General features: G+C 67.4%; 16 protein-coding genes. 7 read left to right on the top strand and 9 right to left on the bottom strand.

Going from position 1 to position 24,487, the window contains the following annotated elements:
* Positions 1–267: 267 nt before the first annotated feature.
* Both GGR48_RS06985 and dapF read right to left on the bottom strand, forming a co-directional pair.
* A complete protein-coding gene (locus GGR48_RS06985; protein WP_183951184.1) occupies positions 268–1,092 on the bottom strand; it encodes an oxygenase MpaB family protein in 825 nt (274 codons plus the stop codon).
* A gap of 580 nt (positions 1,093–1,672) precedes the next feature.
* Positions 1,673–2,608: a diaminopimelate epimerase gene (dapF, locus tag GGR48_RS06990; RefSeq protein ID WP_183951185.1), complete on the bottom strand. Its 936-nt coding sequence runs from the start codon at positions 2,606–2,608 to the stop codon at positions 1,673–1,675.
* A 140-nt stretch (positions 2,609–2,748) separates the two neighbouring features.
* On the opposite strand from dapF, the gene GGR48_RS06995 reads away from it, so the two are divergent.
* The 3 genes from GGR48_RS06995 to GGR48_RS07005 all read left to right on the top strand — a co-directional run bounded on the left by GGR48_RS06995 (position 2,749) and on the right by GGR48_RS07005 (position 4,774).
* Positions 2,749–3,312, top strand: a complete 564-nt coding sequence (locus tag GGR48_RS06995) for a helix-turn-helix domain-containing protein (protein ID WP_183951186.1) — start codon at positions 2,749–2,751, stop codon at positions 3,310–3,312.
* On the top strand, positions 3,309–4,103 hold the full coding sequence (locus GGR48_RS07000) for a glutaminyl-peptide cyclotransferase (RefSeq protein WP_338110522.1): 795 nt from the start codon (positions 3,309–3,311) through the stop codon (positions 4,101–4,103). Before GGR48_RS06995 ends, GGR48_RS07000 begins: the two co-directional genes overlap by 4 nt.
* A gap of 194 nt (positions 4,104–4,297) precedes the next feature.
* Positions 4,298–4,774, top strand: coding sequence for an Rrf2 family transcriptional regulator (locus GGR48_RS07005; protein WP_183951187.1), 477 nt, complete (start codon positions 4,298–4,300; stop codon positions 4,772–4,774).
* Positions 4,775–4,844: 70 nt separating this feature from the next.
* On the opposite strand, the gene GGR48_RS07010 is transcribed toward GGR48_RS07005, so the two are convergent.
* The 5 genes from GGR48_RS07010 to GGR48_RS07030 all read right to left on the bottom strand — a co-directional run bounded on the left by GGR48_RS07010 (position 4,845) and on the right by GGR48_RS07030 (position 11,544).
* Positions 4,845–5,945 carry a phosphatidylinositol-specific phospholipase C1-like protein gene (locus tag GGR48_RS07010; protein WP_183951188.1) on the bottom strand — a complete coding sequence of 367 codons (1,101 nt, stop codon included), beginning with the start codon at positions 5,943–5,945 and terminating at the stop codon, positions 4,845–4,847.
* Positions 5,945–8,635, bottom strand: coding sequence for a TonB-dependent receptor (locus GGR48_RS07015; RefSeq protein WP_240456106.1), 2,691 nt, complete (start codon positions 8,633–8,635; stop codon positions 5,945–5,947). The genes GGR48_RS07010 and GGR48_RS07015 overlap by 1 nt, the downstream gene beginning before the upstream one ends.
* Positions 8,636–8,786: 151 nt before the next feature.
* On the bottom strand, positions 8,787–9,572 hold the full coding sequence (locus GGR48_RS07020) for a Crp/Fnr family transcriptional regulator (protein ID WP_183951189.1): 786 nt from the start codon (positions 9,570–9,572) through the stop codon (positions 8,787–8,789).
* Positions 9,569–9,952 (bottom strand): response regulator, encoded by a 384-nt coding sequence (locus tag GGR48_RS07025; RefSeq protein WP_183951190.1) that lies wholly within the window; start codon positions 9,950–9,952, stop codon positions 9,569–9,571. The genes GGR48_RS07020 and GGR48_RS07025 overlap by 4 nt, the downstream gene beginning before the upstream one ends.
* Positions 9,949–11,544, bottom strand: coding sequence for a sensor histidine kinase (locus GGR48_RS07030; protein WP_183951191.1), 1,596 nt, complete (start codon positions 11,542–11,544; stop codon positions 9,949–9,951). The genes GGR48_RS07025 and GGR48_RS07030 overlap by 4 nt, the downstream gene beginning before the upstream one ends.
* Positions 11,545–11,719: 175 nt before the next feature.
* Between GGR48_RS07030 and GGR48_RS07035 the strand changes: the two genes are divergently transcribed.
* From GGR48_RS07035 to GGR48_RS07045, 3 genes are all read left to right on the top strand, one after another.
* Positions 11,720–14,143, top strand: coding sequence for a DUF3772 domain-containing protein (locus GGR48_RS07035; RefSeq protein WP_183951192.1), 2,424 nt, complete (start codon positions 11,720–11,722; stop codon positions 14,141–14,143).
* 110 nt (positions 14,144–14,253) lie between these two features.
* Positions 14,254–16,659 (top strand): TonB-dependent receptor, encoded by a 2,406-nt coding sequence (locus GGR48_RS07040; RefSeq protein WP_183951193.1) that lies wholly within the window; start codon positions 14,254–14,256, stop codon positions 16,657–16,659.
* A gap of 156 nt (positions 16,660–16,815) precedes the next feature.
* Positions 16,816–18,849: a DUF3857 domain-containing protein gene (locus tag GGR48_RS07045; RefSeq protein ID WP_240456105.1), complete on the top strand. Its 2,034-nt coding sequence runs from the start codon at positions 16,816–16,818 to the stop codon at positions 18,847–18,849.
* On the opposite strand, the gene GGR48_RS07050 is transcribed toward GGR48_RS07045, so the two are convergent.
* Together GGR48_RS07050 and GGR48_RS07055 are read right to left on the bottom strand one after the other, a co-directional pair.
* The gene (locus GGR48_RS07050; protein WP_338110521.1) at positions 18,850–20,214 is read right to left on the bottom strand and encodes a sensor histidine kinase; all 1,365 of its coding nucleotides are present in this window, start codon (positions 20,212–20,214) and stop codon (positions 18,850–18,852) included. It abuts the gene before it with no gap.
* Entirely contained in the window at positions 20,211–20,891 is a 681-nt protein-coding gene (locus tag GGR48_RS07055) for a response regulator transcription factor (protein ID WP_183951194.1), read from the bottom strand. Before GGR48_RS07055 ends, GGR48_RS07050 begins: the two co-directional genes overlap by 4 nt.
* 215 nt (positions 20,892–21,106) lie before the next feature.
* Here GGR48_RS07055 and GGR48_RS07060 point away from each other — a divergent pair, with 215 nt between their 5' ends.
* A complete protein-coding gene (locus GGR48_RS07060; protein ID WP_183951195.1) occupies positions 21,107–24,478 on the top strand; it encodes a M10 family metallopeptidase C-terminal domain-containing protein in 3,372 nt (1,123 codons plus the stop codon).
* The last annotated feature ends 9 nt before the right edge of the window (positions 24,479–24,487 follow it).

A 24,487-nucleotide genomic window follows, 5' to 3' on the forward strand; every position in this document is an offset into this window, starting at 1 on the left:
GGGTGTGTGGTGTTGGGTCGGGGTCCCTGCCTGCGTGCGTGTTTCTTCCGTTTTTTTTCTCCCCCCGCTTCCCCCCCCCCCCCCCCCCCCCCCCGCGGGGGGGGGGGGGGGGGGGGGGGGCCCCGCTTCCACAAGCGGGCAGTGTGGGGCGATGCCCCACCCCAACCCCTCCCCTGAAGGGGAGGGGCTCGCATTGGTTCATTCCGGTCTAGGCCTGCCACCTCCCCTCCCACGGGAGGAATGAGGGGAATGTCGATCCGGCCTGGCTCAGCCCGCCAGCGCCCAGCGGATCGCGCCGCCCAGTTGCCGCGTGCCCAGCCGGATCGCCGGTCGCATCGCGCTGGTCGCATCGAAACCGTGCAGTCGCGCCGCCCAGTCGGGGAGCAGCGCGATCCCCGCCTGGGTCAGCCATTTGCTCACCGGCGCCAGTGCCGGGCTGGGCGCCGGCTGATTGAGGAGCGTGCGCGCGACCACTCGCGTCCGTGCATCGACCCGCAATTCGGTGCGGACCGAGGCGAGGAAGCGCGCCAGTTGCTGCCGGTCCTCGGGCACGTCTTGCGCGCCCAGCCGCCGCGCGAGCGTCGCCATCTCCGCCAGATACTGGTCGGCGCGCGCATCGGGAAAGGCCGGATCGCGATAGGTGCGGTGCGCGCGCAGGAAACTGTCCACTTCGGCGGCATGGACGAAGGTCAGCAGATGCGGATCGTCGGCGGCATAGGGCGTGCCGTCGGGCAGACTGCCCTTCACACGGGTATGGACGGCGCGCACCCGCGCGATCATCCGCTCCGCCGCCTCGGTCGAGCCATAGGTGGTGACCGAGATGAACCCCGCCGTCCGCCGCAACCGGCCCGCCATGTCGCGGCGGAAATCGCTATGATCCCACACGCCCGCCAGCGCGGCAGGGTGCAGCATCTGGATGAGTAGCGAGGCGATGCCGCCCGCCATCATCGCGGTGAAATCGCCATGCACTGCCCAGGTCGCCGAACCGGGGCCGAACAGTCCGTCATCGCCGGGCGGCCGCGACAGGTCGATCCGGTCGCTGCCAACGACGTCGCGTATCTGGTCGGCGATCTGGCGGCGGACGGGAAGCATGAAGGGGTAACGCGCCGCGTGGCGGGGTGTTGCGTTGGTCGCGGCGAGTCGCGTGGCCTTCGACTTCACTCGGGCGGAACGGAGGTCAGGCTGTATCCATCGCGCCTGACGATGCCATGCACTTCAACGGTCGTTCAGCCTGAGCGAAGTCGAAGGCCTCGCCGGGCACTTCGCCCGCGACCGAACCCGCCCATTCGTCGGTCGCATACCCGACAGCGTGACCATGCCGTTCTCGCTCGCAAAGGCATCAACCCGCTGATGCCATGGAAAACGTCCGTCGGGGGTGTTCGTCCTGATACTGGGGACTATCCCAAAGATGGTGGAGCGGTGTCCCCGGTCGCGGACGCAGTCCAATCTCTCCAGCCGGGACACCCCTCCGTCAGGCCTGCGGCCTGCCACCTCCCCTTCCAGGGGAGGAATGAAATGAATGTCGATCCGGCCTGGGCCATGTGCTCGCTCTGGCAGGGCGCATGGTGCTAGTCTGCCATCGTGCTGCCGCTTCGCTCAGACGGAACGGAAGCAAGCCCTATTCCCAACCCGCCGTTCCGCCTGAGCGAAGTCGAAGGCCACGCTCGGCACCTCACCCCCGCTTGGCCGTTTCCCATGCCGCGATCTCGTCCGGAAAGCGTCGCTCCACCACCAGATCGCTCGCCGTTTCGGTGTCTAGGTCGACCGTGACCGAACCCGCCCATTCATAGGTTGCATTGCCCGACAGCGTGACCATGCCGTCCTCGCCCGCAAAGGCGCGGACCAGGCCACCACGGTTAAACACCACGGTGGCCACGTCCCAGGCGATCCGGCCGGTCAGGCAGGCGGCATAGGTCGAGGCCGCCATCGCGCTACCGCAGCTGTCGGTCAGGCCGACGCCGCGCTCGAAGGTGCGGACGAACAGCGAGTCCCCGCGCACCTCGACGAAGGAGACATTGGCGCGGTGGGGTAGCCAGTCGGGCGCGGCCTCGCAGATCTCGCCCAGCCGGACCAGCTCGGCCTCGTCCACCGTCTCGACGAAATGGACGAAATGGGGGTTGGGCATGGTGACGGCGGTGAAGCGGCGCGCGGGGTCGAGCATCGGCAGCACCGCATCGACCAGCCGGTCGGGCGCGCCATGGATCGGCCAGGCGGCGGTCGACAGCCCGGCGGGGCCGGCGGTCTCACGCACCGTATAGACTCCGGGCATCAGATCGGCGTCATGCGACGCGGTGGCGTAGGAGGTCTTGAGCCGGACGGTGGCGGCGTCGATCCCCAGCGCTTCGAACCCCGCCCGCGCGACGCAGCGCACGCCGTTCAGGCACGTCTCGGCCTCGCTGCCGTCGCTGTTGCGCATCACCATGCCGAATTCGGCGCGCTCGTCGCCGGGGACCAGCAGGAGCAGCCCGTCGCCGCCGACCGGTCCGGCGCGGTCGGCCAGAGCGCGCGCCACGCCCGCCCATTCCGCCTCGCTCAGGGACAGCGTACGCGCGTCGATCATCGGGAAGTCGTTGCCCGACCCATGGCATTTGACGATCGCGAACCGCATCGGCGACACCTCCGGAGAAAAACCTGTCGAGCCGCCCGCTTAGCCCAGCCGGGGGACGGCCGCCAGCGGGCCGGGGCTTGCCATCGCGGCGGGACTGTCCGACACCTTGGAACCGGGAAGGTTCAAGGGGGGAGATTGCGATGATCACCGCGATCCGCGAAGTGCGCCGCGCCAAGGGCATGACGCTGGACGATGTCGCGCGGGCCTGTTGCCCTCCGACCACGCCGCAGACGATCGGGCGGCTGGAGATGGGGACGCGCACCGTGTCGCTGCCCTGGCTCAACCGGATCGCGGCGGCGCTGGGCTGTACCGCGACCGATCTGGTGACCCTGCCGGTGCGCGAGACGCTGCCCGTCGCGGCGCTGCTGGGGCCACGCGGCGCGGTCGCACCCCGGACCGCGCGGGTGGTGTCGCCGCCCTGCGCCGCGCCGGGGATGATGGCGGTCACGGTGACCGGCGCGGTCGGCGAATACCGGGCGGGCGATGAGCTCTGGTGCGAACCGCTCGGCCCCGATAGATTCGCCGAGGCCATGAATCGCGATATCCTCGTTCCCCGGTCGGCCGGTGGTTATGTCTTCGCTCGCCTGGCGGGCCTGCCCGGCGACGGGTTGCATCTGTTGCCGCTGGAGCCGGGGGCGGCGGGGGTGACGGTGACGGCGCCCGCCTGGATCGCGCGGGTGGCGCGACTGGTGCGCACGCTGTGACGGTCCGTCCGCTGATCCTCGCGCTCGCCCTGCTGCTGCCGGCCGCCGCACCACAGGCGACGGCCCCCGTTCCTGCGCCCACACCGCCGCCGGTCGAAAAGCCGGTGGTCGTCCGCGCCTATCCGCATGACAGTACCGCCTTCACCGAGGGACTGCTGATCGCCGATGGCGCGCTGTACGAAAGCACGGGGCGCGAGGGGCAGAGCGTGATCCGCCAGGTCGATCTGGCGAGCGGCAGGACGCTGCGCCAGGCGACCGTGCCCTCCGGCCTGTTCGGCGAGGGCATCGTCGCCTGGGGCCCCGAACTGCGCAGCGTGACCTGGCATGGCGGACGCGGTTTCCGCTGGAGCCGGCCGGCGCTGAAGAAGCTCGGCGAATGGAAATATGCCGGCGAGGGCTGGGCGATGACCGATGACGGTCGCCAGATCATCCTGTCGGACGGCACGCCGCGCCTGCGCTTCCTGAACCCCGCGACCATGGCGGTGGCGCGCACGCTGGACGTTACGGTCAATGGCCGGCCGCTCAAATATCTCAACGAGCTGGAATATATCGACGGGCAGATCTGGGCCAATGTCTGGATGACGCCCTATATCGTGCGGATCGATCCGGCGAGCGGGGTGGTGAAGGCTGTCGTCGACTTGAGCGAACTGGTCGCGCGCGCGGGCGTCACCGACCGGGATTCGGTGGCCAATGGCATCGCCTATGACCGGGCGAAGCACCGGATTTTCGTCACCGGCAAGAACTGGCCCGAGCTGTACGAGATCCGGCTGGGCGGTGGCGCGAAAAGATAGGGGCGGCGTGGCACTTTCCCGGCCGCGCGGGGTTCTGGCGACCGTAAACGATGCCGGACTTGCGTGGCACCGGTGATCGTATAAGACTAACCTGAGTTATTAACTGATTGACCGTGCATGGGTATGATATGCGGTCAGCGGTGCCGCTCTGGCGTTGGGGCCGGAGCGGAACGGGGAAACAGGAGCGGGATTACTTGCCGACCAGTACGCGTTTTGTCGTCTCGCTGCATATGCTGGCGCTGCTTGCCGATCATGGCGACATGCCCCTTCGCTCCGAAGACATCGCCGCCAGTGTCAATTCCAACGCCGCGGTCGTCCGTGCGCTGCTGCTGCGGCTGGCGAGCGCGGGGCTGACCCGGTCGCAGCTGGGCAATCGCGGCGGGGCGATGCTGGCCAAGCCGTCGTCCGAAATCCGGCTGGTCGATGTCTATCATGCGGTGGAGGATCGCAACTTCTTCGCCTTCCACCGCCAGCCGCCGGAGGGCGACAGCGTGATCGATCGCCATATCACCCCCAGCCTGGAAGCGATGCTGACCCCGGTGCGCGAGGCGCTGGAGGAAAAGCTCGCCGACCTGACGCTGGACGATGTGCTGACCGATATCCGCGTGCGCGCCGGGGCGTCGCACATCGCGTTCGAGCCGATGGCGTTGGCCGCCGGTCGGGGCGGCTGATCGCGGCGACAAGAAAACGCCCGCCGATGGTCGATCGGCGGGCGTTTTGCTGTTGCGGGGATGAAGACCCTTATCGGGGTAAGGTGCAGTCCGGCCCGCGCGTGACCGGGTTGCAGCGTTCCATCACCCCACCGGGCAGGGTCACGGTGAAGCCCTTGTTCCACGCGCGAGCGGGGGCACCGGGATAATAATCGGTCGACACCGCCTGTGCGCCGCTGTCGATCGCGGCCTGTTGGCGGGCATGGTCGTTCTCGCGAGCCTCGCGCGTGTCGGCGTCGCTGCGGGTGCGGACGATGAAGCCCTGTTTCACCCACTGCCTGATCTTGGCGCCATCGGTGCGCGGATCGCCGACGATCTCGACCGCGGCTTCGGGCTGGTCGGTATCGTACCAGCCGAAGATCGGACGACCCTTCAGCGACGGATGCCCCGCGCGGTAGCGGTCGGACACGTCCGAGGGCGTGTCCAGCACGAACCAGATTTTCCCGCGCGCGCGATCGAGCGTCGGCCAACCTTTGGTGGTCACCGCCTCGCGCAACGTCGGCGCCTTGCCGCGTACATCGTCCGGCGTGATGATCCGGTCGGGCGTCAGCACGTCGCGGATCTCGGCGTCGAGCGCATCGAGCAGCGGCGCGGTCAGCGGCAGCGGATCGGTGACGCCGGGCTTGTTGATCGGCCGGTCGGCAGCGTTGATCGTCACCATGATCGGCAGGTGGCGCGGATGCGCGCGCGACCAGGCGTCGATCTGGCCGATGCATTGCTTGAACGTGCCGCAGGAGCGGTAATCGACTTCCAGGATGTGGAAGACCTTGAAGCCCGGCTTCATCATCGCGGCGCGATCGAAACCGGTCCGCTCGCCGGCGGCGCGTGCCATGGCCTCGCCCTTGGGATCGGCGAAGCGCCCGCCTTGCGGATCGGCGAAGATGTCGATCTCCAACTGGCGCACGCCGCGATCGAGCTGTTCGGCGAGCGTCAGATGATCATAATCGAGCGCGGCGGCGAGCTTGGGATCGCGGCGTTCGAGTTCGGCGAAGACCGCCGGCGCGATCCGCTTCTTGTAGCTGTTGTGCGAGCCGACGACCTGGATGTCGTTCATCCGCAACGGGCCTTGCGGGGCCGGGGCGGCGGCGGTCGCGAGGACCGCCGCCAGCGTCAGGAAGGTCCGGGCCGACATCAGAATTCGGCCCGCACGCCGAACAGGATCGTCCGGCCATAATAGTTGATCTCGCCGAAGCGCATCTTGCTGTCGTTATAGGTGTTCTGGCGCGCCCCGGCCAGGTTGATGCCCTCCAGCGTCAGCGTCATATTGTCGGCGGTGCGCACCGACAGCTGGCCGTCGAGCGATCCGAAGGCCGCGACATAGGTCGGCGCCTGCACCGTGCTGCCCGTGCTCGACAGATATTTGTCGCGCCAGACATAGGACAGGCGGGCGGACAGCGGCCCCTTGTCGTAGAAGCCGACCAGGTTGAAGCTGTTCTTCGACAGGCCGATCAGCTGATCCTTGATGTCACGCGACCCCGCCTTGTAGGTAGCGCTTACCTCGGTGTGCGTATACGAGCCCTGCACGCCGAAGCCATCGAACGGCGCGGGCAGGAAGGAGAAGACCTGGCTGTACGCGGCCTCCGCCCCGTACACCTTGGCATTGCCGCCATTGACCGAGCTGGAGAGGCGGACGGTGCCGCGATTCGGAATGTTGATCTCGGTATTCGACTGGGTGATGTAATCGTCCATCGCCTTATAGAAGACCGCACCCGACAACATGCCCGAGGGCGCGAAATACCATTCCAGCGACCCGTCGAACTGGGTGGCGAGGAAGGGGACCAGCTGCGGGTTGCCACCGCTGGCGGTTTGCGCATCGGTCGACACGGTGATGCGCGGCGCGGTGTCGGTGACGTTGGGGCGGGTCAGCACGCGGCTGGCCGCCAGACGACCGACCAGCTTCTGCGTCAGATCGGCGCGCAGGTTGAAGCTGGGCAGGACGTTGTTGAACGTCTTGGGGTAGCTGACCGGCGTGTAAGTGCTGCCGGCGGTCAGCGTGCCGCTCGCCACCTGATCGGTGTGGACATAGCGCACGCCGACATTGCCGCTGACCGGCACCGCGCCTGCGTCGAACTGGTAATCGGCGCGGACATAGGCGGCGGCGATCTTTTCGCTGACGACGAAGGACGAACGGCGGTCGCCCAGCGACAGGCCCTGCGCCTGGATGGCGGGGGTGAAGAAATTGCCGACATAGGCCGCGGTGGTCGGGACCAGCCAGTTGCGGAACGCATTGCCGCCCACGTCCGACAGGAAATCGTCATAGGGCAGCTGCTGATAGGCGCCCGCGCCGTAATTGGTCAGCGGCTGGTTGGTGCCGGTGTCGATCAGATAGTCGCGGCGGAAATAGTCGCGCTTGCGCCAGTGATACTCGCCACCCGCCGCCAGCTTCGACAGGAAGCCGTCGAAATCATGCGCCACGTCGAGGCGCGAATAGAAATCCCAGTCCTTGCTGTCCTTGGGCGCGATGTTGAACTGGAATAGCTTGTAATTGGCCGGATTGGTGACATCGACCGGCGTGGTGAAGGTCGGCATCGTCTGATAGCCGGCGCTCGCGTCATAGGTCAGCGGCGCGATGAAATAGGCGCGGCTGCGCACCGTGCCGGTACGGTAGTCGGGGTGATAGCTGTGCGCCGCCGACCAGTTAACGTTGGCGGTGACATGCCAGCGATCAGGGTTCCACGCCTGCTTCAGGCCGATGGTCAGCAGGTCGTGGCGGTTGAGGCTATATTCGCGGGTGCCCATGAAGCGGGCATTGGCGATCGTCGCCTTGGTGATCGTGTCGCCGGTGACCGTATAACCCGGCTGGAGCACGGTCGGCAGTTGCTTGACGCCGCCGATCGTGACGTTGACGTCGTCGGGATAGATGTCGAGGCCGAACTCGTCATAGGCGACGTCGAGGCGCGTCGCGATCACGTCCAGCGTGGTTTCCAGCTCGGTCGTCGGCGCCCATTGCGCCGACACGATGCCCGAGATGCGCTTGCGATCCTCGGTCTCGACGGTCGGGCGGGTGCGGGTCGGCGAGTAGAGGCCGGTGGGCGCGCCGCCGCGTGCCGCATCGGTATAGCGGTTGAGCAACCAGCCGAAGTTCATGAAGCGGTCGTTGCGGACCGTCTTGCCCCAATATTGCGCGCCCGCCAGGATGCCGAAGGTGCCGTCGCCATTCTTGGCGCTGGTCAGCACGGTGACGTTGGGGCGCACATCCTTGGTCTGGGTGGTGTAGGTGCCGCGAATGTTGACGGTCGACTTGTTGCCGACCTCGAGCGGGCGGAAGGTCTTGACGTCGATATTGCCGCCCAGCGCGCCCTCGCTCATGTCGGCGGTCGGGGTCTTGACCACGTCGATGCTCGAGGTGAATTCGGCGGGCAGCATCTCGAAGCGGAACTGCCGCCCGGCCGCGCCGCCATTTTCGATCAGGTCGTTGAGCGCGATGGTGCGCCCGTTCATCAGCGTGTCCTGGAACTGCGGCCCCAGACCGCGCACGCTGACATACAGGCCCTCACCGCGCGGGCGGGTGATCGCCACGCCGGGGACGAGCTGCAGCGCCTCTGCGACGTTCTGCGTCGGGAACTTGCCGATGTCGGTCGAACTGATCGAGTCGACGCCGTAGGCCGCGCGGCGCTTCGTCTCGATGCCGGCGGCCAGGCTGCGGGCATAGGTGCCGTTGACGACGATCTCTTCGCCCTGTTCGCCCTGTTCGCCCTCATCGGTGGCGGTCGTGGCGGTCGTGGCGGCGGGCGCCTGCTGCGCCATGGCGGGCGCGGCCAGCGCGCCGGTCATCAGGATGAGCGAAACCGAAGCCTTCAGCAGGCTGCGAGACGTAAGCATGAATATGATCCCCCATCGGCCGGTATGCCGGTTCGACGGGGGCGTTAGGGGGAGGTGATGTCAGATCGGCGAAATATCGATGACGATATGATGAAAATGCCAATCAAAGACCAAAAGCAAACATATATCGGTCAATTTATGACGATCGCCTTTACGCCGGTCGGGACGGCTCCGACGTCGTGTCGGTCCCACCCTCGGGCTGGGCACCCGTTACTTGCGGGCGGAGGCGGCCGATCGTGCGCGCGGTGCGATCGGGATCGCGCAGCAGGACGCGGCCCGATTTCCACATCAGGTCGCCGTCGCGCCGGGCCTGCTGGATCATGCGGTTGACGTGCACCGGGGTCAGCCCCAGCGCGTCGGCCAGCATCTCCTGGGTCAGCGGCATCTCGAAACTGCCGCCCACGGTCAGCCCGGCGAGCGACAGCCGCTCATAGATTTCGAGCAGGAAGTCGCCGATCCGTTCCTGCGCGTTCAGCCGGCCGAGCTGGACGACATGGCCGAGCAGATAGGCCTCGTCGAGCGCCTCGCCGACGGCATAGACCTGTTCCAGGCTCGATCCGGCGGGCGCGGCGGGGGCGGTGCACAGCACGCATTCGGTCAGCGCGAGCACCGTCGCGGAGGCGATCGGCAGGGCGTGATGCACGCGCCCAATCACGTCGCCGGGCAGATAGAAGCTCATGAACTGCCGCCGGCCATCGGGCAGGATGCGGACGCGCGCGGCCCAGCCCTGGAGCAGGATCTGGCTTTCCGGCATCGGCCGGCCCAGCGTCAGAATGGGGTGACGCACCGGCACGATCCGCGCCTCGGCCATCGCGGCGCGCAGCCGCTCGCGATCCGCCGCGTCCAGCGGACCGAGCGCGTTCAGCCGGCGGAGCGCGGGCGCATCGAGGCCCTCGACCTCATCCTCGGGACGGATTTTGCGGGAAAGCTGGGTCATGCGCGTCCTTCATCGGGCATCAGCGCGCCGATCGCGCGGATGACGCGGTCGGCATGGAAAGGCTTGGCGACGATCGAGGCCGAGCGATAGGGGGCGGGCAGGGCCCAGTCGTCATAACCGGTCAGGAAGGTCCAGGGCACCGACCGCGCGGACAGGCGATCGGCGATGGGAAAGGCGCGGGTGCCGGCCAGATTGACGTCGAGGACCGCCGCATCCAGCTCCTGGGTCTCGGCCAGGTCCAATCCCTGCTCCAGCGTCGCGACCGGGCCGATGACGATCGCATCGGCGGCGCGCAGCGCGCGCTCCAGGTCGCGGGCGATGAAATATTCGTCCTCCACCACGAGGATTCGCTTGGCGGCAAGCGGCGAATCGTGGCTCATCCCTCGGCACTCCGGTTCAACTGGCCGACGTCCTCAGCCGGCAATGGTAACGATATCACGCAAAAGACACCGCCACCACGGAATTGCAATTCGGTCCGCGCGCCCAGCCCATAGGGCAGAGCCTCACGGATCAGCTCGGTCCCGAATCCTTCACGGACCGGCGGGACAGGCATGGCTGGTACACCCGTTTCATCCCATTTTACAATCAGTTCGCATTTGCCGTTCGGATGCGCCTCGACATGCCAGGCGATCGCCAGCCGCCCGGTCGCATGACGAAGCGCGCCATATTTCAACGCATTGGTCGTCAGTTCGTGGATCGCCAGCCCGATCGACTCGGCGGTATCGGCGGGCAGGGTGACGTCCGGTCCCCGGATCGACAGCCGTTCGTCTTCGATCGCCCCCACGCCCAGCAGTTCGTCGCGGATCAGGTTTTCCAGGTCGACGCGCCCCGACACCGTCTGGGTCGCGACGATCTGGGTGCGCGCCAGCGCGTCCAGCCGGCCGCGGAAATGATCCGAAATCTCGTCGATCGGCCCGCCCGCCTCGACCGTGCGGGTGAAGATCGACCGGACGATGGTCAGGATGTTGCGCACCCGGTGCTGCAACTCGGCGACCAGCGTTTCCTGCCGGTCCTGCAGGCGGCGCAGATTGTCGATGTCGGTCGAGGTGCCGAACCATTCGATGATCGCACCGTGATCGTCGCGGACCGGCGTCGCGCGCGTCTTGTACCAGCGATAGCGACCGGTCTCGGCATGGAACAGCCGGCCCTCCATGGTCAGGTCGCCGTGATCGCCGGCCTGCGCCCAGAAGGCGTGCGCGGCGTCGCGGTCCTCGGGGTGGACGGCGGCCTGCCAGCCATGGCCCAGGCTCTCCTCGACCGACAGCCCGGTCGTCGTCACCCATTGCGGGCTGGCCCAGGTCCACCGGCCGTCGCTGGTCGCGGTCCAGACCAGCTGGGGTATCCCCTCGATCAGGGTCAGCAGCCGGCGGCGGCTGGCGCGCGAGGCCACTTCGGCGCGCTTGCGCAGCAGCGCCTGGACGATGGCGGGGGCGAGTTCCTCAGCGATCGCCTTCTCGCGCTCGGTAAAGCCGGTCGGGTGGTTGCCCAGCGCGAACATGGCGAAGGTCTCGCCATTGTGACGCAGCGGCACGCCCAGGAAATTGTGCAGCACCGGATGTCCCTGGGGCAGGCCGACGCGCGCGGGATGGCTGGCGGGTTCGTTGACGATCAGGGTGCGATCCTGAATCATCACCTCGCCGAAGATGCCATGTATCTTCAGGCCATTGGGCAGCTTGCGCTGCGAAAATTCGGGGTCGCTGCCACGATAGGCGGCCCAGCCGCGCTCGCTGATCGCCAGATGGTCGAGCCGCCCGCTCGAATCGCGCTCCTCGCCGAAAAAGCTGAACGCCGCGCCGGTCAGGTCCTCGGCCACCTCCAGACACAGCTGCCCCAGATCCTCCTCGGTCGAGGCGCTCAGCGCTTCGCGGAGGATGCGGTTGATCCCGGCCAGCACATGCGCGTCGCGCTGCACCGAGTCGACTGGCGGCTCGGGCATAGTGGCGCGCGGGGGCGGATCGGCCGAATCGGACATGGTTTCAAAAATTCCCGAGCATTCTCAACGAACCCGGCCAGTGCCGGGTCCCCGGTACACACAATTTCCGCCCCGCTGGCAAATGCCATGCGCGTGCGACACCGGCGGGTGCCTCTCGCCTGACGGTGGCGGGGTGGGTATGAGGGCTGGGTCCGTTCCGATTGGCCCTGTTCCCATGCCCCTTGTCGTCCGTCTAACCCGTACCGTCCGCCATCTCGCGCTGATCCTGTGGCTCGTCGCGGCCTTCGCCCTGGCAGGCCCGGCGCTGGCGCAGGGCGATCCGGTGGCCGCCGCGACGGACCGGATCGCGCAGGCCGAACTGGACGTGCGCGGGGTCGACCGGGCGCTGGATGCGAGTGTCGATGACGATGACCGTCGCAATCTGCGCGGCAAGGCGCAGGGGGCACAGACCGCGACGACCCAGGCGGTCGCCGACCTGACCGAGCAGTTGGCGCTGGTCAATGCGCGCATCGCCGGGCTGGGCACGGTGACGCCCGGCGAGGTGGAGGCGCCCGAATTGCGTGCGCAGCGGCGGACGCTGACCAATATGCGCACGACGCTGGACGCCGCGATCAAGCGGGGCCGATTGGCGGGGGTCGAGGCGGGCCAGCTGGTCGACGAGATCGACCGCAGCCAGGCCGAGCAGTTCAGCCAGAAACTATCCTCCAAGGTGCCGTCGCCGCTCAGCCCGACCTTCTGGACGATCGTCCTCGACCAGACGCCGCGCGACCTGCGCCGGGTATGGCTGTTCCTGGAGCAGGGCGGCACCCAGCTGCAGCGGCAATGGCGGGGCGGTATTCCCTGGCACGCGATGCTGGGCTTCGCGCTGGCGATCGTCCTGATCGGGCCGGTGCGGCTGAAGGCGCACCGGCTGATGCAGCGGCGGCTGATCGCCGAGGCCCCGCCCAGCCGGGTGCGGCGATCAGCCAACAGCCTGTGGCGGGTGGCGGTGGGCACGCTGTGCCCGCTGGCGGGCGCGTTCCTGTTCGTGCAGGGGCTGCGCTGGTCGGGCCTGCTGCCGCAGCGCTGGAGCGGCTTTCTCGACGGGTTCGTCTTCGCCACCGGCGTCGCGGGCTTCACCGCCGCGGTGACCGGCGCGGTCTTGATGCGCAGCCAGCCGTCCTGGCGGATCACCCCGTTCGATGACGAGACCGCCAACCGCCTGCGGCCGCTGTCCTGGGTGCTGACCGTCCTGACCTTCACGACGACGATGATCGGATCGTTCGAGGGCGCAATCGGCAGCAGCCGTTCGGCGATCATCGCCACCCAGGCGATCGAGGCGCTGATCCACCTCGCGCTGATCGTCGCCACGCTGGTCGTGCTCGGCCGGTTGCGCGCCGCGCGCGCCGCACGCGAGCAGACGACGAGCGCCGGGATCAGCGCGGGGCTGAGCATCGCGATTCTGCTCGCCTGGATCGCGGTGGGTGTGGCGGCGGTGGCGCTGGTCATCGGCTATATCTGGTTCGCGTGGTTCGTCGCGCTGATGATCGGCTGGACCGTGCTGCTCGGCTCGGCGCTCTATCTGATGCTGGTCGCCACCGACGATATCGCCACCACCGTGTTCGTGCGCGACAGCCGGATCGGCGTCACCCTGACGCGGGCGCTTGGCATACGCGGCAGCATGGTCGACCAGTTCGGCCTGGTCCTGTCGGGCGTCGTCCGGCTGACGCTGATCATCCTGGCGCTGGGCCTGTTGCTGCGCCCCTTCGGCGCGAGCAGCGATCCCGGCGCGGTGTTCGACCAGCTCGGTCAGTTCGCCGAGGGGGTGAAGGTCGGCGGCGTCTGGATTTCGCCCGGCGCGATCCTGCGTGGGTTGCTGATGCTCTTCATCGGGCTGGCGATCGTCCGCGCCTTCATGCGCTGGCTCGACCAGCGTTATCTGCCCGCGACCGATCTCGACGGATCGGGGCGCAATTCGGTCAGCCTCGTCGCGCGCTACATCGGCGTGGCGCTGGCCGTTATCTGGGGGCTGGCCTCGCTCGGCATCGGGGTGGAGCGGATCGCGCTCCTGCTCTCGGCGCTGTCGGTCGGCATCGGTTTCGGCCTTCAGGCGATCACCCAGAATTTCGTCTCGGGCCTGATCCTGCTGGCGGAGCGGCCGATCAAGATCGGTGACCTTGTGCGCGTCGGCACCGACGAGGGCGACGTCAAGCGGATCAGCGTGCGCTCGACCGAGATCGAGCTGGCCGATCATTCGACGCTGATCGTCCCCAATTCCGAACTGATCACCAAATCGGTGCTGAACAAGACGCTGTCGGGGCCGCTGGGCCGCATCCAGATTCAGTTCTCGGTGCCGATCGAATCGGATGCCGCGCTGGTGCGGTCGATCGTGCTCGACTGTTTCGCGCAGCAGGAGGCGGTGCTGGCCGAGCCGGCGCCCTCGGCCTTTATCGACTCGATCATCGACGGGCGAATCCTGTTCAACTGCTTCGCGCATGTCGCCAGCCCGCGCGCGGCTTACGGCGCCCGCAGCGCGGTGCTGCTGCAACTTCTCCCCACGCTGCGCGAGCGCGGCATCACCATCGGCACCGTGCCGCAGCGGCTGGAACTGGTGAACCCGCTGAGCGCGCCGGCGCCGGATGAACGCGAGATGAAATGAACAAGTCCCGCTCGGTCACCAAAGGGTAACGCTACCTTCTCCGAGCATCCCTATCCGCGCGGCCAGCGACGACCGGCAAGGTCGATCGGGGGATAGGAATAAAGACGACCATGACGACCGATTTCATCCGCGCGACGCTGCTGGGCGGCACCGCATTCCTGGCGATCGCGGCCACGCCCGCTCTTGCCGCCGACGCCAAGCCGGCCGATCCGGTACCGGCGACCGCCGCCGCCGATCCGGCGGACGATGCCGGCCAGCTGAAGGAGATCGTGGTCACCGCCACCAAGCGCGAGACCAGCCTGCAGAAGACGCCGATCGCCATCTCGGTGCTCGACCCGACCGTGCTGAAGGACCGCCATGTCCAGAGCCTGCTGGACCTGGCCGACGGCACCGTGCCCAGCCTGCGCGTCGCCACCTTCGAGGCGCGCCAGTCGGCGCTGACCATCGGTATTCGCGGCATCGTCCCCTTCGACCAGAACCAGACCGCGCGCGACACCGGCGTCGGCGTCTATATCGACGGCGTCTATCTGGGCCGGTCGCAAGGGTTGAACGCCGCGCTGTTCGACATCGAGCGGGTCGAGGTGCTGCGCGGGCCGCAGGGCACGCTGTTCGGCCGCAATACCGAGGGCGGCGCGCTGTCGATCGTCACCGCCAAGCCGACCGGCAAGTTCGGTGCGTCGGTCACTGCCGGAATCGGCAATTACGGCGCCTATAACAGCGCGCTGCACGTCAATCTGCCCGAATGGCACAATATCTCGGTCAAGCTGGACGGCGTGCTCCAGCATCAGAACGCGTTCGTGACGAACCCGCTGCCGGGGGCGGCCGGCTGGGGCTATTTCAACCGCGTCGGCGGCCATGCCGCCGTCCTCTGGAAGCCGGTCGACGGCTTCTCGGCCGAATTGTCCTACGACCAGGCCAAGGACCAGAACACGCCCTTCTACAGCCAGCTGGTCAACTACAACCCGCGCGGCCTGCCGGTCGCGACGATCGCGCAGATCAACGCCAATGGCGGCAAGCTGCCCTCTGGCACCATCGCGCCGCTGTCGCCGCTGGTCGTCGTGTCGGGCGACACCCGTATGAAGCGCGCCGATATCGGCGTACCGCAGGCGCTGAGCACCGACCGCACCCACGGCTTCTCGGCCAAGCTGAACTATGACGTGATGCCGGGGTTCGAGCTGCGCTCGATCACCGCATGGCGCGGCGTCGACACCGACCAGTGGGACAATTCGGGCGGCGCGCATCGCACCGTGTTCCTGCCGAACGGCAAGTTCAGCCGCTACAGCCTGTCCTTCATGCAGCAGCACCAGTTCAGCCAGGAATTCCAGGCGGTCGGCAGCCTGCCGCAGTTCGATTATGTCGCCGGCCTCTATTACTTCACCGAAAACGCGCGTGAGGTCGCCGCGACGCCCTCGACCAACCAGTGGAATGGCGACGGCACCGGCTACACCATCCTGTCGCAGACCGCGCTGGGCACGATCACCTCGGGCAACCAGGGCTGGGCGCCGGGTTCGTTCTTCCTCCAGCGCGGCAGCTTCGCGCGCGCCTATAGCTATGCCGCCTTCGCGCAAGGCACCTATACCCCGGCGGGCTTCGACGCCTTCCACCTGACGGTCGGCGGGCGCTACACCCACGACAAGCGCAACGGCACGCTCTATCTGGTGCAGGGCAAGTCGACCAACTTCCCCTTCACCTTCGACAATAACCGGTTCGATCCGATGGTGACGGCGGCGTTCGACGCCAGCGACACCGTCCATTTCTATGCCAAATACTCGACCGGCTACCGCGCGGGCGGGGCGAATGCGCGGTCGCAGACCTTCACCGCCTTCGGCCCCGAAGCGGTGAAGTCCTATGAGATCGGCTCGAAGATGGACCTGTTCGACCGCCGCGTCCGCCTGAACGTCGCCGGGTACATCATGGACCGCACCGGCACTCAGATCGACTTCGACAATGTCGACACCAACCCCGCCAGCCCGACCTACAACCTGCACACGGAAGAAACCCGCAACGCGCCGGGCACGTCCAAGATTCGCGGGATCGAGGCGGACCTGACCACCAACCCGGTCGAGGGGATGACGGTCGGCGCGTCCTATGCGTACACTTACACCAACGTGCCGGCGACGCCGAACCCGTTCCTGAACAACGCGCTGACCCAGGTCTTCGTGGTGTTCACGCCGCGCAACGCCGCCTCGGCCTATGTCGATTACGAGGTGCCGATGCCGGGGTCGGAGGCCAAGCTGCGCTTCCACCTGGACGGCAACTACGCCGACCCCGTCTACAGCTTCCAGAACGAGACGACGCGCACCGACAAGAGCTTCGTGATGAACGGCCGCATCGCGCTGGCCGACCTGCCGCTGACCGAGAACGGCACGAAGATGACCGTGTCGCTGTGGAGCCGCAACCTGCTCAACAACACGTACATCTATCGCCGCTCGGCCGCGAACGCGGCGGTGCTGGGCGACTACGCCAACTTCAACCCGCCCCGGACCATCGGTCTGGAGGGCACGGTGCGGTTCTGATCCGGCTGATCCCCATTCGGATCGTCTGATCGCAGTTGCGGGCCGCTTTCCCGAACGGGAAACGCGGCCCGTTTCCTCATGGGGCGCCCGACCGCGCCGCTTGAAAAGGCGCATGTCCATCTGCCACAATTCCGCCCGCAACAGGGGGGATGGGCTTTGCGTATCACATATGGGGTGTTGGGGTTGCTGGTCGCGGCAACGCCCGTCGTCGCGCAGGACAAGCAGAAGGTGCGGCAAGGGCCGGTGCCGGCCTGGGTGGAGGTGTCGGCGATGCGGCCCGTGCCGGAGTCGCCCAGCGGGCCGGTCTTCGTTCGCCGGCAGGATCTGGAAACCCGGCTGACCGATCACGGGCAGGAGCAATATATCGGTTACCGGATCAAGGTCCTGCAATCGAGCGCGCTCGAACTGGGTAACATCGCACTGACCTGGAACCCGGCGGCGGGGGCGCCGATCGTCCATAGCATCCAGGTGTTCCGGGACGGCCAGACGATCGACGTGCTGAAGACCGCCGGTTTCGAGGTGCTGCGCCGCGAGGACCAGTTGGAGGCGGCGCATCTCGACGGGATGTTGACCGCCGTGCTGCGCGTGCCCGACCTGCGCGTCGGTGACGAGATCGACGTCGGCATGACCATCGCCTCGCGCGATCCGACTATGGGCTCCAACAATGCCGGCCTCCTGGCGCTGGCATCGACACTGGCGCCGGGCCGCTATCATTTCGGTCTGCGCTGGGACATGGCGCGTGCGCCCCATCTTAACGTCACGCCCGATCTGACGGCGGCGATGACGAAAGGCGCGCAAAGCGTCGATTTCCGGTTCGACGATCCGCCCTTTCTGACGACGCCGAAAAACGCGCCGCCCCGCTATATGTGGCAGCGCGCGGTCCAGTTCAGCGACTTTGCCGACTGGGCCGATCTCGCCCGGCATTTTGCGCCCTTCTACGCCAAGGCCGCGACGCTGTCCGCCGGATCGACCCTGAAAAGCGAGGCGGCCAGGATCGCGGCGGCGCATGCGACGCCGATGGCGCGGGCGGCGGCGGCGTTGAAGCTGGTGCAGCAGAATGTTCGCTACATCTATGTCGGGTTGAACGGCGGCAATCTGACGCCGGCCTCCGCCGAAGAGACGTGGCAGCGGCGCTATGGCGACTGCAAGGGCAAGACGGCGTTGCTACTGGCGCTGCTGGCCGAACTGGGCGTCGCGGCCGAACCCGTGCTGATCAACGCCCAGGGCGGTGATGACGGGATCGACCAGAGGCTGCCGATCCCGCAACTGTTCGACCATGTGCTGGTGCGCGCGACGATCGACGGCACCCAATATTGGCTGGACGGCACGCTGCCCGCCGTCGCCGGAATGAACACGCAGCTGATCTATCCGGTGCGGTGGGTCCTGCCGATCGCGGCGCAGGGGCGCGGGATCGAGCGGATCGCCTGGAAACCCGCCAGCCTGCCGGACGAAATGAGCCTGTTCGAATTCGACGCGCGCGCCGGTTTCGACCAGCCCGCCCGGATCGTCTCCACCCAGATCGTGCGCGGGGTCAAAGGGCTTCAGCAGCAGATGCAGTTCGCGGCGGCCACGCCGCAGCAACTGGATCAGGCGATCCGGCAAAATGCCATCGGCGACACCTGGCAGACGATCGAGGACGTATCCTGGCGCTTCGACGAGAAGACCGGTGCCAGCATCCTGACGATCAAGGGGACGGGTACGATCGATTGGGACCAGGAGGATGGGAGCGGCCGGTCGCTGGCGCTGCCCGGCGGCGGCGTCAGCCCGCCGGAGCGCCGCGTTCGTTCGGCCGATCAGGCGCAGGACGCGCCCTATTATTCCAGCCCGGATTACAGCTGCCACGTCACCACCGTGCGTCTGCCGACCGCGACCAAGCCGCCGCAATGGTCGGCCAAGCCGGGTTACGACAATAGTCTGTTCGGGCGGCGTTATTACCGCGCCTGGGAATTACGTGACGGCGCGATACGCATGGTCCGTAGCTCGCGCATCGAACAGCCCGAGATCGATGCCGAATGGGCCAAGCGCGACAATGCGCGGATCGCGGCGTTCGACAACAGCATGGCCTGGATCACCTACACGCCCACGGGACGAGACGGTGTGGTCGGCCATGGCGAACGCGTGCCCGCCACCTATGACATGGACTGGAGCGGCAGCGAGGTGCCCTGCATGCCGGCCCCGTCCAGCAAATAGTCACCCCGGCAGGATCATCGACACGACCAGCCCCGGCCGCGCATCGCTCAGGTCCAGTCGCCCGCGATGCAGCCGGGCGATCGCGGCGATCAGGGGCAGGCCCAGGCCATGGCCGGCGCGGGTGCGGGCGCTGTCGAGGCGGCCGAAGCGGCGCAGTGCTTGGGCGTGGTCCTCGGGCGCGATGCCGGGGCCGTCGTCGCGGACCTGAAGGGTGATTCCTCCATCGTCCGTTGTCGCCAATTCGACATGGATCGTGCCGCCGGGGCGGCCATGTTTGATCGCATTGCCGATCAGGTTGACCAGCGCCTGGATCAGCAGTTGGCGGTCGCCCTGGAAGGGCGCGGGGCGGCTGGTGATGGCGAACGTCAGATGGTGGCCCGCTTCCTCGGCGACCGGCATCATCATCGTCGCGGTCTCCTCGACCAGCGCGGCGAGGTCCAGGGGCGCGAAGCCCGCCTGGCGGTGGCCCGCCTCGACCTCGGCGATGCGCAACAACGCGGCGAACATCGCCAGCAGCGCGTCGCACTGGGCCAGTGCGCCTTGCGCCCACGCGGCCTGTTCGGGGGCGTCCGCTTCCTCGGCCATGCGCGCCACCTGCCCGCGCAAGCTACCCAGCGGCGTGCGCAGGTCGTGGGCGATGTCGTTGGAGACGCCGCGCATCCCCTCCATCAGCTCGCCGATGCGGTCGAGCATCCGGTTGAAGGCGGCGGCCTGGCGGTCGAAGACGTCGGCCGATCCGGTCAGCGGTACGCGGTGGCGGATGTCGCCGGCGATGATCGCGTCGACCGCGGCGCGCTGCTCGTCGATCCGCCGCCCGACCAATCGGGAAAAGGCGATCATGCCGCCGACCACGATCAGGATGATCGATCCGAAGCCGATCAGATAGATGCGCGTCCGCTGCGTCCGGTAATCGTCGAACGGCTCGGTCTCGGCGACGATGACCAGCCGCCGTCCGGCCCCCGCGTCGCGGACCAGCGCGCGGCCATGCGACAGCCCGGCGATCCCGGCGCGTGCGCGCAGGTCCGACCGGCCGAGGGGCAGGGCGTGGCGCAACCGGATATTGCCGCCCAGCGGCCGGCCGGCGGAATCGAGCAGCAGCACGCCGATGTCGCCGGTGTCGCGCTGGCCCGCCAGGGTCGCGATCCGCGTGAGCAGCGCGGGCGTCGGGACCGGTCCCGCGCGGCCCTCGCGCTCCAAGAGCAGGTCGCCGACCACATCGATCCGTCGGTCGACCAGCCGCGCCACGGTGACGCGGTTGGCGGCGATGATCGACACCCCCGTGGCGATGGTGGCGATCAGGAACAGCGCCAGGACCCAGGCGGTCAGCCCGCGCAGCGACACCCGGCGGAGCGCCGCATCGATCACGGCTTCAGCGAATAGCCGATGCCGCGCACCGTCTCGATCGGGTCCGCGGCGCCGCCCTCGGTCAGCTTGATGCGCAGGCGGCGGATATAGACGTCGACGACATTGGTCTCCGGCTCGAACTCGTACCCCCAGACGCGCTCGATCAGCATGGCGCGGGTCAGCACCTCACCGGCATGGCGCGCCAGTTCGGTCAGCAGCTTGAGTTCAAGATTGGCGAGCGCGATCGGCTGTCCACCGCGCCAGGCGCGAAAGCTGGTCGGGCTGACGACGATGTCGCCGGCGCGGATCGTGTCGCTGTCGCCGGTCGTCCAGCGGCGGCCGCGCAGCACCGCGCCCAGCCGCGCGTTCAGCTCCTCGGCGGCGACCGGCTTGACGACATAATCGTCCGCGCCGGCCTCCAGCCCGTCGACCTTGTCCGAGGCCATCGACAGCGCGGTCAGCATGATGACGGGAATGGTCAGCCCGCGTTCGCGCAACGTTTCGACCACCGACAGCCCGTCGAGCCGGGGCATCATCCGGTCGAGGATGACCGCGTCGAATTGCTCGCGATCGAGCGCGGCGAGCGCCAGGCGACCGTCGCCGACATGTTCGACCCGGTGGCCCAGCCGCGTGAGATCGGCAGTAAGGCCGGCGGCATAGTCGCGGTCGTCCTCGACCAGAAGCAGGTGCAGACTCATCGGGCGCATTCCATCTCGAACCGGGCGAATCGTCCCATCGGGGGAAAAAGCCAAGCCCGAATCGTCCGGTTCGTATCGCGCTGGAACAGTCGGGACAGATGGGCAGGGACTCCATGGTTCCGCCGGCGGCGTCGCACGCGTAGCAGCAAAGCCGACAGAAGGGCGCTTCCGCGTGCGGAGCGCCGGGTGAAGACCCCAGGGCCAAGAGGCGAGATATGGCGACCACGACTTCGATCATCCTGGACGGCGACCTGTCCGACTGGCGCGCGACCGACCGCATCGATAGCGGGCTGGGCGAGGGCTATTCGATCTATGCCAAGAGCGATGGCGGCGATTTCGTCTTCGCGATGACCGCGCCGATGGCGATCGGGGCCAACACCACCGCCTGGCTGAACACCGATCGCAACGCCGCCACCGGCTATCAGGTCTTCGGTTTCGCTGGCGGCGCGGAATATAACGTCAATTTCAACGCCGACGGCACCGTCTCGCTCTACAAGGGCGGCGCGGGCGAGACGCTGGTGATGGCGGGGCTGCAGGCGGCATGGTCGGCGGATCGCCAGACGGTCGAGTTCCGCGTGCCCAAGGCGATGATCGGCAATCCGCAGGCGATCGACACGCTGTACGACGTCAACGACAGCGCGTTCCTGCCTGGCAATTACTCGGCCAGGCCCTTCACCGTCTTCAACGACACCGGCATCACCGCCGACCCGTCCCACCGCATCGCGATCGTCTGGTCGGAGACGACCGCCAACGCCTATTTCAGCAAGACGGCGTATGCGCAGCTGTTCATGGCCGCGCAGTCCCAGGCGATGCAGGCGGGTACGCCGTTCGACATCATCACCGAGGACGATCTCACCAACCTGTCGACGCTGGCCAAGTACGACTCCATCGTCTTCCCCTCGTTCCGCAACGTGCAGGCGGACAAGGCGGATGCGATCGCCCACACGCTGGAACAGGCGACCAAACAGTTCGGCATCGGCCTGGTCGCGGCGGGCGAGTTCATGACCAATGCGGCGGACGGCAGCGCGCTGGCGGGCGACAGCTATGCGCGCATGAAGCTGTTGTTCGATGCCACCCGCGTCACCGGCGGCTGGCCGGCCGACGTCACCATCAAGGCGACCGATGCGCAGGGCAGCGTCCTCGACGGCTATGCCAATGGCGAGACGATCCGCGACTATAAGGGCGTTGGCTGGAACGCCTTCACCAGCGTCAGCGGGACGGGCGAGACGATCGCGACCCAGACGGTGAACGGCCAGACCTATGCCGCCGCCATCGCCACCCATACCGGCGGCCGCAACGTCATCTTCTCGACCGAAGCGGCGATGGCCGACGACAATCTGCTGCAAAAGGCGATCGATTATTCGGTGCATGGCTCGGCCAGCACCGGCGGCCTGCGCGTCGGCCTGCAGATGACCCGCGACGCCGGCCTGTTCGCGTCCCGTGTCGACATGGATCAGAGCCAGTATTCGGACGAGGTGAAGCCGACCGACGGCTCGGCCGGCATCTATACCAAGATGCTGCCGATCCTGGATCAGTGGAAGGCGCTCTATAATTTCGTCGGCAGCTATTACGTCAATATCGGCAACGACCCGGCGCAGCAGCGCTCGACCGACTGGTCGGTGTCGGCGCCGATCTATGCCAGGATGATGGCGGCGGGCAACGAGATCGGGCTGCACAGCTATACCCATCCCGAGGACACCAATGTCCTGACCGCCGATCAGATCGCCTACGAGTTCGGGGCCGAGCGCGCCGAGCTGGAAAAGCAGATGAGCGCCTATCTGGGCCGGCAGGTGTCGCTGGGCGGTGCGGCGGTTCCGGGTGCGCCCGAGACGATCGCGACCAGCCAGGAAATCCTGAAGCATGTCGACTATCTGTCGGGCGGCTATACCGGCGTCGGCGCGGGCTACCCCAACGCCTTCGGCTATATGACCCCGGGCAATGCGGCGGACGGCAAGGTCTATCTCGCCCCCAACACCATGTTCGACTTCTCGCTGATCGAGTTCCAGAAGAAGACCGTCGCCGAGGCGGAGGCCGAATGGGGCAAGGAACTGGCGACGCTGACCGCGCATGCCGATGCGCCGGTGATCGTATGGCCGTGGCATGACTACGGCCCCGCCATGTGGACCGGCGATGCGGCGGTGCAGAGCCCCTATGTCACGTCGATGTTCACCAACTTCATCGCCAAGGCGGCCGCCGCCGGCGTCGAGTTCGTGACGCTGGCCGATCTGGCCGCGCGCATCGGCGCGTTCCAGAAGGCATCGATCACCACCACCGTGGCGGGCGACACGATCACCGCCAAGGTGACGTCGGCGGGCGATACGCTCGGCACCTTCGCGCTCGACGTCGACGGCCAGCAGGCGGGGCAGGTGATCAAGAGCGTGACGGGCTGGTACGCCTATGACGCCAACAAGGTCTTCCTGCCCAAGGCGGGCGGCACCTATGCCATCACCATGGGCCAGGCGGCCGATGACGTGACCCATATCACCGACCTGCCGATGCGCGCCTCGCTGATCTCGCTGAGCGGTGACGGTCGCGACCTTAGCTTCTCGGTCGAGGGCGAGGGCAAGGTCGTCGTCGACCTCAAGGCGCCGGGCACCGACTGGACCACCGTCAAGGGCGCGACCGTCGCCAGCCTGGTCGGCGAGATCCTGACCCTCGACATCGGGTCGATCGGCCAGCATGACGTGACCATCGGCCATGTCGCCAATAGCGGCCCGACCATCACCTCCTTCGGCGGCGGCGATACGGGCAAGATGTCGATCGCGGAGAACGGCACCGCCGTCACCACCATCACCGCGACCGATCCCGACATCGCGCTGGGCGACAGCATCCGCTATTCGATCGCGAACAAGGGCGACGGCGCGGCCTTCGCCATCGATGCGACGACCGGCGTGCTGAAGTTCCTGAACGGCCCGGATTACGAGAATCCGACCGACCTCAATCACGACAATGTCTATGACGTGACCGTGATCGCCACCGACGCCAAGGGCGCGGTCGATATGCAGACGCTGTCGATCGGCGTCACCGATGTCGTCGGCATCACCAAGACGGGGACGATCTTCAACGACACGATCAACGGCACCGGCGAGCAGGACGTGCTCGACGGCGGCTGGGGGCATGACGTGCTGAACGGGCTGGGCGGTAACGACCGGCTGATCGGCGGCTGGGGCGACGATACGCTGAACGGCGGCGATGGCGACGACATCCTGATCGGCGGCATGGGCAAGGACATGCTGACCGGCGGCGCGGGCAAGGACGTCTTCCGCTTCGAATCGACGCAAGAAAGCTCGACCCTGTCGTCGTTGCGCGATGTCATCACCGATTTCCGCTCGGGCGAGGACAAGATCGACCTGTCGGCGATCGACGCCAACACCTCGCTCTTCGCGCGCGGCGACCAGGCCTTCACCCTGTTGTCCAAGCCCGGCGCGGCCTTCACCGGTGCGGGCCAGTTGCGCTTCAGCTACCAGATGGTCGGCGGCAAGGAATATACCATCGTCGAGGGCAATACCGACGCCTTCGGTCTGGCCGACTTCTCGATCGCGCTGCTCGGGCATCACAACCTGACCGCCGGTGATTTTTATTTATAAATAGGGGCT

The organism is Sphingomonas pseudosanguinis, assembly GCF_014196255.1.
GTDB classification, from domain to species: domain Bacteria; phylum Pseudomonadota; class Alphaproteobacteria; order Sphingomonadales; family Sphingomonadaceae; genus Sphingomonas; species Sphingomonas pseudosanguinis.